13 protein-coding genes are annotated in these 13,323 nt (G+C 51.8%); 4 read left to right on the forward strand and 9 right to left on the reverse strand.

What is annotated here, in order from left to right; all coding sequences use genetic code 11:
* Nucleotides 1-78: 78 nt before the first annotated feature.
* From accC to AC6I7T_RS05225, 5 genes are all read right to left on the reverse strand, one after another.
* Complete coding sequence (accC, locus tag AC6I7T_RS05205; protein ID WP_497792262.1) at nt 79-1,449, reverse strand: acetyl-CoA carboxylase biotin carboxylase subunit; 1,371 nt, start codon at nt 1,447-1,449, stop codon at nt 79-81.
* 5 nt (nt 1,450-1,454) lie between these two features.
* Nucleotides 1,455-1,964 (reverse strand): acetyl-CoA carboxylase biotin carboxyl carrier protein, encoded by a 510-nt coding sequence (gene accB / locus AC6I7T_RS05210; RefSeq protein WP_497792263.1) that lies wholly within the window; start codon nt 1,962-1,964, stop codon nt 1,455-1,457.
* A gap of 36 nt (nt 1,965-2,000) precedes the next feature.
* Nucleotides 2,001-3,158, reverse strand: coding sequence for a M24 family metallopeptidase (locus tag AC6I7T_RS05215; protein ID WP_497792264.1), 1,158 nt, complete (start codon nt 3,156-3,158; stop codon nt 2,001-2,003).
* A 283-nt stretch (nt 3,159-3,441) separates the two neighbouring features.
* The gene (locus tag AC6I7T_RS05220) at nt 3,442-3,711 is read right to left on the reverse strand and encodes a helix-turn-helix domain-containing protein (RefSeq protein ID WP_497792265.1); all 270 of its coding nucleotides are present in this window, start codon (nt 3,709-3,711) and stop codon (nt 3,442-3,444) included.
* 326 nt (nt 3,712-4,037) lie between these two features.
* Complete coding sequence (locus AC6I7T_RS05225) at nt 4,038-5,072, reverse strand: 6-phosphofructokinase (protein WP_497792266.1); 1,035 nt, start codon at nt 5,070-5,072, stop codon at nt 4,038-4,040.
* A 230-nt stretch (nt 5,073-5,302) separates the two neighbouring features.
* Here AC6I7T_RS05225 and AC6I7T_RS05230 point away from each other — a divergent pair, with 230 nt between their 5' ends.
* Both AC6I7T_RS05230 and AC6I7T_RS05235 read left to right on the forward strand, forming a co-directional pair.
* Complete coding sequence (locus AC6I7T_RS05230; protein ID WP_497792267.1) at nt 5,303-5,806, forward strand: RNA polymerase sigma factor; 504 nt, start codon at nt 5,303-5,305, stop codon at nt 5,804-5,806.
* On the forward strand, nt 5,803-6,882 hold the full coding sequence (locus tag AC6I7T_RS05235) for an energy transducer TonB (protein WP_497792268.1): 1,080 nt from the start codon (nt 5,803-5,805) through the stop codon (nt 6,880-6,882). Before AC6I7T_RS05230 ends, AC6I7T_RS05235 begins: the two co-directional genes overlap by 4 nt.
* Before the next feature lie 63 nt (nt 6,883-6,945).
* On the opposite strand, the gene AC6I7T_RS05240 is transcribed toward AC6I7T_RS05235, so the two are convergent.
* The 4 genes from AC6I7T_RS05240 to AC6I7T_RS05255 all read right to left on the reverse strand — a co-directional run bounded on the left by AC6I7T_RS05240 (nt 6,946) and on the right by AC6I7T_RS05255 (nt 10,448).
* A complete protein-coding gene (locus AC6I7T_RS05240) occupies nt 6,946-8,736 on the reverse strand; it encodes an AMP-dependent synthetase/ligase (RefSeq protein ID WP_497792270.1) in 1,791 nt (596 codons plus the stop codon).
* A complete protein-coding gene (locus tag AC6I7T_RS05245) occupies nt 8,729-9,379 on the reverse strand; it encodes a TetR/AcrR family transcriptional regulator (protein ID WP_497792271.1) in 651 nt (216 codons plus the stop codon). Before AC6I7T_RS05245 ends, AC6I7T_RS05240 begins: the two co-directional genes overlap by 8 nt.
* Before the next feature lie 219 nt (nt 9,380-9,598).
* Nucleotides 9,599-10,012, reverse strand: a complete 414-nt coding sequence (locus tag AC6I7T_RS05250; RefSeq protein WP_497792272.1) for a thiamine pyrophosphate-dependent enzyme — start codon at nt 10,010-10,012, stop codon at nt 9,599-9,601.
* Nucleotides 9,975-10,448, reverse strand: coding sequence for a hypothetical protein (locus tag AC6I7T_RS05255; protein WP_497792273.1), 474 nt, complete (start codon nt 10,446-10,448; stop codon nt 9,975-9,977). The genes AC6I7T_RS05250 and AC6I7T_RS05255 overlap by 38 nt, the downstream gene beginning before the upstream one ends.
* 192 nt (nt 10,449-10,640) lie before the next feature.
* On the opposite strand from AC6I7T_RS05255, the gene AC6I7T_RS05260 reads away from it, so the two are divergent.
* Together AC6I7T_RS05260 and AC6I7T_RS05265 are read left to right on the forward strand one after the other, a co-directional pair.
* Nucleotides 10,641-11,882, forward strand: coding sequence for a DUF2252 domain-containing protein (locus tag AC6I7T_RS05260; RefSeq protein ID WP_497792274.1), 1,242 nt, complete (start codon nt 10,641-10,643; stop codon nt 11,880-11,882).
* Between the two features lie 85 nt (nt 11,883-11,967).
* A complete protein-coding gene (locus AC6I7T_RS05265) occupies nt 11,968-13,002 on the forward strand; it encodes a 2-hydroxyacid dehydrogenase (RefSeq protein ID WP_497792275.1) in 1,035 nt (344 codons plus the stop codon).
* Nucleotides 13,003-13,323: the final 321 nt, after the last annotated feature.

Genomic DNA, 13,323 nt, shown 5'->3' on the forward strand with positions numbered 1-13,323 from the left:
ACTATCTGAAATGAGAATCTACGTCAGGGTGTAACGTTAAATGCTCCGCCTCTTCCAAGGAAAGAGGCGGAACAGAAATTAGTTAAATTCGCCTCGACGCTCCCGCTCACGTTCAAAGAAGCGCTCCATGAACTTCGTATCGAACTTTCCTTCACGAAATTCCTGGTCGGCAAAGATGCGACGATGTAATGGGATTGAGGTATAGATACCTTCAACAATGAACATATCCAGCGCACGCCGCATACGGGCCATTGCCTCTTCGCGATCCTTTCCATGGGTAATGAGCTTCGCGATGAGCGAATCGTAATAAGGAGGAACAACACCCTCCGCATACTGTGCCGTATCTACGCGAACGCCATTTCCACCCGGCACGTTATAAACCGAGATCTTGCCGGCAGAAGGAGTGAACTTTTCCGGATGCTCTGCATTGATGCGGCATTCAATGGCATGTCCACGAATCGTCAGATTGTCAGGCAAGATATCCGAGAGCTTCTCGCCCGAAGCAATACGCATCTGAGCCTTCACCAGATCCACGCCAGAGATGAACTCCGTTACCGGGTGCTCTACCTGGATACGCGTGTTCATTTCGATGAAGTAGATCTTGCCATCTTCATCGAGCAGGAACTCAACCGTACCGGCATTCTGATACCCGATAGTGGAGAGACATTTCCTGAGAGTCTTGGAAATATCGTCTCGGATTCGTTGCGTAATTTGCAGCGAAGGCGATTCTTCGATCAGCTTTTGATGGCGCCGTTGAATCGAACATTCCCGTTCAAAGAGAGTTTGAACATTCCCGTGCTCATCGGCCAGAACCTGGAATTCGATGTGACGAGGTCGCTCAATAAACTTCTCCATGTAGAGATCGCCGTTCCCGAAGGCATTCGATGCCTCAAGCTGTGCAGCTTGATAAAGCCCGGGAAGCTCATCCGCAGAGCGGACAATCCGCATACCCTTACCGCCACCTCCGGCCGAAGCCTTCAGGATGACGGGATAGCCGACGCTCTTGGCCCATTCCAGTGCCTCATCGGCGGAGGCGATTACACCATCGGAACCAGGAAGAATCGGCACCTTGGCCTTCTTCATCGCCTGGCGCGCCTTATCCTTCTCACCCATCATGCGGGTGATCTCGGGAGGCGGTCCGATGAACTTGATATTGGAAGCACGGCAAACTTCGGCAAAGTTGGCATTCTCGCTCAACAGACCATAGCCAGGATGGATAGCATCGACATCCGCAATCTCAGCTGCACTGATCACTGCCGGCACGTTGAGGTAACTCTCGGTGGCTCGTGGCGGTCCGATGCAGATTGCCTCATCGGCAAAACGCACATGCAGAGAATTACGGTCAGCTTCGCTATAGACAGCGACCGTGCGGATACCTAATTCCTTACAGGCACAAATGACACGTAACGCGATTTCGCCGCGGTTCGCGATTAGAACTTTTCGAAACATAATGATTAATTCTGACGAATTGCAAACAGCGGTTGACCGTATTCAACGGGCTGTCCATTGTTAACGAAGCGCTTGACGATTTCACCGGAAGCATCGCTTTCGATCTCATTCATCAGCTTCATTGCTTCCACGATACAAATAATCTGGCCGGTTTCCACCTGGTCTCCGACCTTGGCAAATGCAGAGGTGCCAGGCGAGGGGGACTCATAAAAAGTACCCACGATAGGAGACTTTACGATGTGCAGACCTGCATTTTCATCAATGGGAGCAGCCGGAGCCTGAGCAGGAGCAACGACTGGAGCTGCCATTGTTGCCGCTGGAGCAGAAACGGCTGGAACGCTTCCCGCTGCCTGAGTTGTCAACAAATGTGACAAAGCGGAAAGATCCGGCGCAGCTGGTTGAGCAAACTTAATGCGGACCTTCAGATCTCCTCGATCGAGGTCAAACTCTCCAATCTGATTTTCTTTGAGAAATTCGATCAGTTCTTTTAGTTCTTTCATCTCATCGGGATTCATTGTTTTGTTTTTATCCTCGAGGGGTGTTCTCCGGAATCACAGTTCGATCAATGCCTTGGTTGCAGGAGTCAGTACCTCGGCACCCGTTTTTGTCACTACCACCATATCCTCAATCCGAATACCGAACTGTCCTTCAAGATAGACGCCGGGTTCAATGGTAATGACCATACCCGGTTTCAGTTTTGTTTCCTGCGCTGCAGCCACGCGAGGCGACTCGTGAATCTCGATGCCGACTCCGTGACCGGTAGAGTGCGTAAAGCTCTCTGCTAAACCTGCGCGGCGCAATACGCCACGGGCAGCTTCATCGACCTGTCCACAGGTCACCCCCGCACGTACTGCCGCCACGGCAGCCATCTGTGCTTCCAATACCGCATCATATACGGCGCGCTCTTGGGAACTCGCCCGGCCAAGGTGAACTGTGCGAGTCATGTCAGAGCAATAACCCTTGAGAATAACACCGAAGTCGAGTACTACGAAGCCGTTACGGGGTAACCGTGCCTCTGTTGCCCGTCCGTGAGGAAGGGCAGAACGTATACCGGAAGCTACTATTGTCTCAAAGGACATCCCCTCGGCACCCTGACTCCGAGCCGCATACTCGAGCTCGGCAGCCAGGCCAATCTCAGAGATTTTGGAGTCTATCTTCGGCAGCAGCTGATCAAACAGACGGCAGCCAAAGTGTGCTGCTTCCGTCATCAGCTCGATTTCGTCCGAATCCTTAACCAGACGGAGATGCTCGACCAACGGGGTCTCCAACGGCTGAAAGAATCCCTTGCGCTGGCGAGTGGGCAGACTGGAACGATAGCGATCCAATTCGGCTATGGTCGTGTGTGAAGCATCGAAGGCAGCTTGCGCGATACCTTGGGAAGTAAACCAGGAGATAGCCTCAAGCTGTGCCGACTTGGTGGCAATTACGGGCCGGGCACCTCGGACTTCATCCTTTGCCTGAGCCGTATACCGGCCATCGGTAAAGAGTGCCGCATCGCTGGCTGTAACAGCTAAAGCAGCGTTAGATCCTGTAAATCCGCAGAGATAACGAACATCCGGCAGATGCGTAATAAAGAGCGCTTCAAGCTCCTGCTCTGCCATTTGGCGGCGGAGTTGGCGAAGACGACGTGCATGATTCATCAGTGGATAAGGTAACAGGATCGGAGCGATAGGGACAGTTCGAGGAGTTGAAAACGAACCCTTCTGCATACCGGGCTGAGAATTTCCTTGAGGACAACACCCTGTTTCCAATCGGCGCCACACCGACTGATTGAGTGCTCCGAAGTCCAAATTACGAAAAAGATTTAGGGAGAAAGATTTTTCTGGAAACTGGAAACCACCAGAGAGACACAAGTTTAGCGAGGGATGACACACAACACGGCGGTGTGTGGCCCAGTGAATTAGAGGTCAAGCAATTTACGCCAAAGCGAGACCGACACTTTGGATAATCCCGATAACCAACAGAATATAAATCGCTTATCTTGAGATATAACTAGCGGCCAGCGGGACGGACCGGCTTCTTTTCTCGCGCAGCAGGCTTAGGCTCGACAGCAGAAGAGGCGAGCGAGGCATCGGACTGGCGATCCATCCACTCATCCAGGCGCGACCTCTTAAAACGCCAGCGATTCCCAAGCTTGAAGGCAGGCACAAAGCCTTCGGAAGCGTATTTGTAGAGGGTATCCGGGCTGATGCCAAGGTAATCTGAGGCCTGCCGGATATCCATGACTTCACGGACTTCGATTCGAGCTGAGGAAGGACGCATCGGAATTCCCTTCTTTAGGACGTGAAATGGGTTAGTCCGGCAAAGTTGCCCCGGGAGTTTGTGTATACCGCGTTTTCACCTACTCTTTCAAGCATTTCTAGCGGTGAATTCGGTAAGCATTGTTTTTTCCCGGACAAACGAACCCCCAGCAACAACCAAATCAATGTCATAGCTGGCTGAGCTTCATCTTCTCACTCTCTGGGAACTTGGACTATTGGTAAGAATGGTCCCTTTCTTGCAGAACGATACATCAAATGTTCCTGCAAAGAACAAAGGGAAGACCCAATCGAGTCTCCCCTTACTTTTCATATACTTACAAGAAAAGATTAAAGCTTCGGCTCTAGTCCTGAGATGACTTCCAGGAAATGATCGTCGACGCGGCGGTTCTTTGAAATAGCCTCGGCAATCGAAATGTCCTTGATCTCGGTACCGCGAAGAACGGCCATACGTCCGAACTTACCGGCATGGACCATATCGATGGCAGCCAAACCGTACCGCTGTGCCAGCATACGATCATAGGCTGTCGGAACTCCGCCACGCTGGGTGTGGCCCAGATTTACGGAGCGGGTTTCGTAGCCGGTTTTCTTCTCGATTTCTTCTGCCAAGTGCTGGCCGATACCGGAGAGGATGGCGTGTCCGAAAGAGTCGACCTTGGTGCCCTTGATAACCTGGCCACCGTCGGGCAGCTTTGCACCCTCGGCGACAACGACGATGCCGTAGTGCTTGCCATGGTCATAGTTGTACTTGAGCAATGCGCAGACGTGGTCAAGATCAATCGGTTTTTCAGGAACCAGAACCACGTGAGCTCCGCCAGCTACACCAGCGGTCATAGCGATCCAACCGGCATCACGACCCATAACTTCGCAAACAATGACGCGGTTATGAGCATCTGCAGTGGTGTGAAGACGATCAATCGCTTCCGTGGCAATTGAAACTGCAGTGTCGAAACCGAAGCAGGCGTCGGTTCCATTCAGGTCGTTGTCAATTGTCTTCGGAACGCCAACGCCCGGAACACCAGCCTCACATAACGCATTGGTCACAGACTGTGTATCGTCGCCACCCAGGGCGATCAGAGCATCGATCTTATTGGCCTTCAGAGTCGCAACGCATTTCTCGATACCACCCTCAACCTTCCGAACATTGGTACGGGAGGAATGAAGAATGGTTCCACCGCGAAGCTGAATTCCATCAACGGTCTCAAGTGTTAGAGGAATGGTTTTGTTCTCAAGAACTCCACGCCATCCGTCTAGGAAACCGATGAACTCGTCGCCATAATGAAAAATTCCCTTGCGAACAGCGGCATAGATAACCGCATTCAAACCAGGGCAATCCCCTCCACCCGTCAATAGACCAACACGCATCTTTTCTTATTCTCCTCTGCAACGGGAGCTACACATTCATCCAACGCAACCGTTGCGGAACCAGTGTAAGGGATAAAGTCCATCTCAGTGTGTGATACAAACCCTTTCTCGAAAGAAAATTGAGGAAGAATTCATTTCTCGGAAAGATAGCCCCCTGGGAATATTCTTTTTGCATTCTCCTTCCGCCCTCCCAACGTATTCAGAAACAGAGGGAAGGAAAGGGCTGGCACTTGCAGAAGACAGAAGAAGAGTTCCAACAGCTCATAGAAAACCGGCAGACGATGGTCTTCAGCATCGCATTGCGAATCCTCCGGGATCCTTCAGCCGCAGAAGAAATTGCTCAAGACGTATTTCTGAGCCTCTACGAGAGACTTGCAGAAATTGAAAATCCAGCACATCTGGACAACTGGCTACGTCGGGTAACGGCTCATCGCTCCATCGATTGGCTACGCCGGATGCGAAGAAGTCCCGAAACACCAACCGAAGAGATCCTGCTAGAGGAGATCCCCAGCCCGACTCTCCCGGGTGTAGATCCATGGCTGAAGAGGCAGGCTGATCTCCTGGTCGCGTCTCTTCCGGAGATTCCACGAACCATCCTGGTTATGCGTTACCAACAGGATTTAATGCCGGAGGAGATTGCCGAAGTCCTGGAGATGCCGGTCGCAACGGTAAAGAGCCACCTGCAACGCACGCTAAAGCTCCTTAGAGAGAAGGCCACAAGGGTTTCACGATGAGAAAACAAGAAGAACTAGAGTTGGCATTCAAAAGCGTACTGGCTACCCAAAAACCGCCAGAAGATTTTGCCCTTCGAGTTATGACGCATTTAGCGAAGCGGGCCGAATCCACCGACCAGCCTGAAGTACACATTACAAAGCATGCAGCTCACTTTGCCTGGATAGTCGTCCCTAACGCCAAGCGCACCTCCCGGCCTTCTTCAATCTGGCAAAGACTAGCTTCCTGGATGGGGAGGAAACAAGATGACACCCTGGCCTTGGGCTTGCTCTCCAGCAGCACAGTAGATTTTGAAAGCAGTACATGGCAGCCGCTGGTGTCGCTAATGGTTCATGCCTTGGTTCTGGCAGCGATCCTGCTATTAGCCAGCAGAGGAACACGTGTCCTCTCTCCCAAACAACAGCAGCTGGCCATTGTCGATGTGGACACGCCTAGCGTATATCTTCCTACCGGCAAAGGAGAAGCATCTGGAGGAGGTGGAGGCGGAGCACGGCAGACGACGCCACCCTCAGCCGGTAAAGCACCTGTATCCAGGGAAACGACCACTCCGGTACCGTTACTGCGCAATCCAACACCTTCAAAGCTGGAGATCGAACCAGCGATGATGGCTCCGCCGATAGCCCTGAATAGTCCTATGCCCGATATCGGCATGCCATTGAGCAAATCTGTCGGACTAGCTTCGGCAGGGCCTGGTTCTGGAGGCGGAATCGGAAGCGGTTCCGGTGGAGGACTGGGCAGCGGTAACGGCACGGGGATCGGCGCAGGCAAGGTAAGTGGCTTCGGAGGAGGACTGTACCACGTAGGCAATGGCGTTTCTCCTCCAGCCCTCATTCATTTTGTCGATCCGGAATTCACGGATGAGGCCAGGTCTGCGAAATACCAGGGCATCTGCATGGTCTCCTTAATTGTCGATGCACAAGGGAATCCAACAAACATGCAAATCATTCGACGGCTGGGAATGGGATTGGACGAAAGGGCCTTGGAGGCCGTCAAACAATACAAATTCCGGCCTGCGACACTTCATGGGAAACCTGTTGCGGTACAGATCGTAGTAGCAGTGAACTTCCAGATCTTGTAGGTCACACTCAAGGAAAAGAGTCAGAAGCGCCGGGTTCAGCTCCGGCGCTTCCTTTTACAGCGGTTATCGATGAGCTGTAGCCTCGTCCTGATAAAAACTGGCTACTTCTCTGGCATAACGCTCGTTGATGATCCGCCGCTTCAACTTCAAACTGGGCGTCAATTCCCCGCTCTCCAGCCCCCATTCATCGGGCACCACCTTCAATCGCTTAATGGTCTCGAAGTTGGCCAGAGACTTGTTTACTTGCTGGACAATATTCTCGTATTGAGCAATGACGCGAGGATCATTTACAAGCTTGATTCTGTCATTGGAGCTCAATCCCTGCTGAGCAGCCCAAGTCTCCAGAGCTGGGAAATTAGGAGAAATCAAAACTGAAGCAAACTTATGGCGGTCACCTACCAACGCTGCCTGCCCCACCAGCACATTCGCCTTAAGCATGTTCTCAATCGGCTGCGGAGCAATCAGCTTACCGCCGGAGGTCTTGATCAACTCCTTCTTGCGGTCTGTAACGAAGAGGAATCCATCCTCATCGAAACGTACGATATCCCCGGTGTGGAACCATCCGTCGTCGTCGAAGGCTGCGCGTGTCTCCTCGGGCTTATTCCAATAGCCTTTGAAGATAGAGGGGCCACGAACCAGCAACTCGCCGTCTTCTGCCACCAGGCATTCAACATTGGGAAGCTTCCGTCCCACAGAACCAAGCCGGAAATACCTCGGCGTGTTAATGCCGATGACGGGAGAGGTCTCAGTCAGGCCATATCCTTCGAGGATACGAATCCCCACGTCGGCGAACCATCCGCCCGTATCCATTCCCAGAGGAGCGCCACCGCAGGCAAAGTACCGGACTCGCCCGCCAAAGGCAGCATGAATTTTGGAAAAGACCAGCCGATTGACTAACTTCCAAATGAGAGCCTTAGGCGTCTTTCCGTGCAGAATCGCCGGACGGCCCTTTCTTCCGACCGTAATAGCAAAGCCCAGCAAGCGGGAACGAACAGGTGAAAGCGAAGCGCGCCGTTCTACTTCCTGCCGAATTTTTTCATACACCCGAGGTACGGCCAGGAAGATGGTCGGCTTTACGGATTTCATCGCTTCAGGCAGATGGTCGAAACTGGGACAGTAGGCTAAAGTAACGCCCCTGAGCGAAAGTGCGTAGTCCACATGGCGCGCTGTGATGTGAGAAAGAGGGAGGAAGGAAATGCAGATATCGGAAGGCTCGAAATCGAATTCTACGGTGGAATAAGCCAGATTCGAAGCGATATTTCCGTGGGTAAGCATTACTCCCTTGGGCTCGCCCGTAGTACCGGAGGTATAGATCAGAGTCGCAAGATCCGAAGGAGTTATAGACCTGGCTCTCTGATCGAATTCGGGATCGGAATCTCCGCTTCTGGCATCCGCTCCTTCTATCAGAGAAGAAAACGAAACAGAGTCGGGAAGCGGCTCGTCGTCCATAACAACCACATGCTCAAGCTTCGTCAGATGGCGGATGGCAACAATCTTTTCATATTGCTTGCGGGTTGAAACAAAGACGACCCGGGCTTCGGAATCGATCAACAGCGCCGCTATCTGATCAGCCAATAACGTGGAATAAATGGGAACATCGACGGCGCCGATAGCTAAGGATGCAAAATCCGCTACGGCCCACTCCCAGCGATTCTCTGACAGAAGAGCAATGCGATCACCCTTCTGAATGCCCCAGGAGATAAACTTCTGGGCTACAGCGCGAACTCGCTGGTAAACCTGTTTGGGAGAGAGGGGTCTCCAATCTCCCTTGGCGTCTTGCCACAGAATGGCGCGGTTACTTTTTCTTGACGTAAGAGCGAAAAAGATATCGTTTAGAGTTTTCAGATCAATCATTTTTGCTGCGGGGACTTAAACCATTGAGCAGAATGTCCAACACTTCCGAAGCAGTCTGTTCCGGATCGATCGGGCGCCCTGTATAAAGCCAGGAACTAATCATTTCATCCAAGGTTCCAAAAATTGCCAGTGCAGCAATTCTGTCAGAGATTCCTGGACGAATTACCTCCGACAGCTGTCCTTGGCGAATGGTCTCGCGGACCAAATTAATGTAATCGACAAAGTACTGATGTGAAAACTGCTCCATGAATTTTGCGCTTTGACGTACCTCTGTCTGCAAAATAATGGCCAGGGAGCGGTTATGAATGAGGGTTTCAATATGCAGACGAGCAATGATTCCCAGCTTCTCGATGGGACTCTGGGCTTGCTGCAAATTCTCTCCTACACGCTTCGAGAACTGCGCGAATGCTGAATCAATTGCCGCGCGAAGGATATGGTCCTTATTCTCAAAGTATAGGTAGACGGTGCCATCGGCTACTCCGGCGCGGGAAGCAATGTCTGAGATACGGGCATAGTGGAACCCCTTCTCAGCAATGACCTCGATAGCGGCCTGAAGAATACGCTCGTATTTTTCACCGCCGCGGGAGACAGCGGGCGTTTCAGGATTATTGTCCAACGTGACGTTCGCTTCGGCTAACCACAAGTCTTCTAAAGTACATCAGGCAAGGGTTGCCAAGGTTGAGTGTACCAGCATTCTAAAAGAGTTCGCCGCAGAGAAATGAAACTTCCGCATTCAATTTTGCAAGCGATACGGCCAGCTGAAAAATGAAGCGCGATTCACTCCTCCATTGAGTATCCAGACGATCTGCTTCTTCTCTGACAAACCGTCTGGATAGGTGTATGCCCTTCGTCCAGTATTTGTCTAGACCAGTTCTCTAACTCTATCGCTCAAAGCGGTAAGAGCGATCTTCGTCCGGTTGGGTTCTCCCTTTGCCAAGGATTCTGCAAAATGAAGCGCTTGCTCCATCTTGATTTTGGGGGGCATGGGAGGCTCAAACTCATCGACGACTGCCTCGATGACTGCCGGCCCAGGCATGGCAAGGGCTCGCTCCAGAGCATTACCACACTCCGCAGGATCGTCGATCATAATACCTTCTGCGCCACAGGCCCGGGCTATCGAGACGAAATCTACAGCCTTCAAGTCACAAGCGTACTCAGGATTGCCGAGAAAGACCATTTGCTCCCACTTGATCTGCCCCAGGCTATTGTTCTTGAAAACAATAATCTTGATTGGCAGCTTATAAGCAACAGCCGTAATCAACTCCCCCATCAGCATGGTGAAAGAACCATCCCCTATATGGTTCCGGAATCGGAACAGACGATTGCGTATCGGAGATGCGCTTCCCCAGTTCCCACCCGACCACCTGCGGCTTCATTGGCTTGTCATCGCGGGTGGCACGCTTGAGTAGGATCTCGCCCCATTCCTTCATTCCCTGTTGCGCCGTCTCCAGGAAGCTACGATCTTTCTTTTGCTTCAATAGCGGCAACAATGCCTGAATGGTACGTTTACTGTCTTCCACCAGCCCCACATCCACCGGATAACGCAAGCTGATACGTTGTGGATTCGCATCGATTTGCACACACTTCACGCTTCCGGGCTTTGGAAGAAGCTCCATATACGGAAATGAAGAGCCGATCATGAACAAGGTGTCGCAGTTCTCAAGAGCCTCCTGAACGAATGAAAAGAGGTATGCCTGAGCGACAGCCTGCATTACGGAGAGAGGTTTACGTCCCCGTTATTTTGATGTAAAGTTCACGCACAGAGAACGATGCCAAGCCCACTATCCCCGCAAGAACGGCGCGCCTGGGGTCAGTCCAGACGCAAACAAGTTCACCGTCAGGATCATTGCATCTGGAAGCCGAAAGCTCGTCGCCACTCACCGCTGAAACTTATGGATGAGTCAATGCGCGGCCGAATTCCCTCGCTCATTACCCTCAAGCATGAACGAATGATGGAATCGCCCTTTGGCTTCTTTCGTGGGGCTGTTCCTGTCATGGCAGCAGACCTGGCCACGCTTCCCAATACCGGCATATGTAACCAGATCTGTGGCGATGCACATGTCCGTAACCTTGGAGCATATGCGGCTCCGGATGGGCGGTTGGTATTTGATATCAATGATTTCGACGAAACGGTATTGGCTCCCTTCGAATGGGATATCAAGCGTCTTGCAACCAGCATTGTTCTTGCAGGCCGAGAAGTAGGGGAGAAAGCTACGGTGTGCCATGAAGCCGCGCTGGCCTGCCTTCGAAATTATCGCAAGCTCATCGATACCTTCGCAGAGATGCCGGTAATCGCTCTGGCCCACTTCCAAGTACATCGCCTTCAGCACGTAACCCCTGTTTCGGAGGTATTGCTCAAGGCTGAACGGGCAACTCCACTTCATGTTTTGGAGCAACTAACAATACCTGCAGGTAAGACGAAGGCGAAGAAATCTGCCAAAACAAAGTCAGCCCCGCGCATCTTCAAAGAAAACAAGCCCGTTCTGACGCGTCTGGGATCGAAACAAGCACAGCAGGTTCTAGCTTCTCTCAAAAAATATGAAGAGAGTCTTCAGCCCGAGCGCCGGCATTTCCTGTCTCTCTATCGGCCAGTCGATGTGGCGTTCAAAGTTGTTGGTACTGGATCCGTAGGACTTCGAGACTATGTCATCTATTTCGAAGGAAACGGCACGTCCGATCCTCTCTTCCTGCAAGTGAAAGAGGAACCCCATTCTGCTTACGCCCCCTATCTCAAACGTCAATCGGGCAATGGACATCAAGGCCTTCGCGTCGTAAATGGGCAGAGAGCAATGCAGTTTCAGACAGATCCATTTTTAGGGTGGACCACAATCGAGAAGCGCCATTATCTCGTCCGGCAATTGAATGACCACAAGGCTTCAATTGAAATAGGCGACTTGAAGGGACAGGGACTGATCGAGTACGCCGAAATGTGTGGCGAGCTTTTTGCTCGCGGACATGCCCGTTCCGGTGATCCCTGCATCCTCTCGGGATACCTGGGAAACGGCGACAAGTTCGATAAAGCCATCATTCAGTTTGCCGAAGCCTACGCGGACCAGACAGAGGAAGATTGGACAGAGCTGAAGAAGTCCCGCCAATCGCCGAAGAAGCAGGCACCCCACAACGGCACCCAGAAGAGAAAACCTTGAGTATCAAGGAAATCGGTCTGATTTCCCATCTCTTCTTGAGAAAGATAAGCTGAGATGGAGAGTGCTATCCTCCAGTGGGACCTTTATGCCTGAGAAGAAACATGTTGTGATCGCAAACCGCGATGTTCCTCCCGATATGATTGCTGCACTTCGGGAAGAATTTGAGGTGACCGTCGTTCTCGATCCTCTTACTGGAGATAAAGCATCCTTCCTTAAAGCATTACAAACGGCTCATGGTCTGGTTTGTTCCATGATGAAGCTGGGGAAAGAGCAGCTTGCCCCTGCGCACAAGCTCGAAGTGATAGCAAGCGTCTCTGTTGGCTATGACAACTACGACCTGAACGATCTCACGCAGAGAGGCATACTGCTCACCAACACGCCCGATGTTCTTACAGAAGCTACGGCTGATACCGGATTTGCCTTAATCATGGCTGCCGCACGTAGAGTTGTGGAACTGGACACCTTCACTCGCAAAGGACAATGGAAGAAGAGTATCGAGCCGGAACTCTTCGGAACAAATGTCTATGGGAAGCAACTAGGAATCATCGGATTCGGACGTATTGGACAAGCTGTTGCCCGACGTGGTCACTTCGGCTTCGGCATGGAGGTGCTCTATAATAACCGCAGCCTCCGCCTGGAAGAAGCACGGCCACTAAAAGCCTCTTATTGTGATCTGCCTGTATTACTGGCGCAATCCGATATCATCTGCGTCACCGTTCCGCTCACTTCGGAGACAGAACACTTGATCGGAGAGCAAGAATTCAAACTGATGAGACCGGGAACAATCTTCGTGAATATCGCTCGAGGAAAGGTTGTCGACGAGCAGTCGCTCATCAAGGCTCTCCAAGCAGGGAAAGTTCTGGCAGGATTGGATGTCTTCGAAAAGGAACCGCTTCCAGCAGACTCTCCACTGGTAGGCCTTTCCAATGTTGTTCTCACTCCCCACATGGGTTCTGCAACGCGGGAAACACGCCGGGATATGGCCAAGCTCTCTATTCAAAACCTTAGAGCCGCACTACGAGGGAACAGACCGCCTAACCTTGTCAACAATCAAGCGTGGGAACGCAAGTTAGGAGTGACGGATTTAGGTGCGCACAAAAAGCTTAGTGGGATTGTTTAGCTTAATATCTATAACTGCAATCTACACGTTATCTCATCGGTAACATATACTCCTCCCTCACACAGCAGCACCGATAATACGCAGGCTTTCAGGACTTGATGAACAGAGGAAGAGCGAAACTGCGCCCCATTCCACCACGAGGTAAAGCAGAGCGGTCCAGGGGATATCAACAGAGGTTCCCATATCGAAAGCCAAGCGATACTCTAGAGCTCAGCTCTGACCGGCTACCTCAATCGAAGCCTTTGGGTATCCCGCCTTAATTTGCTTCGCTCGTGATGACGGCCGCTACTGTTTTCTGAAGGGGCCCATAGCCCTTCGGCT

The organism is Humiphilus diazotrophicus, assembly GCF_059726315.1.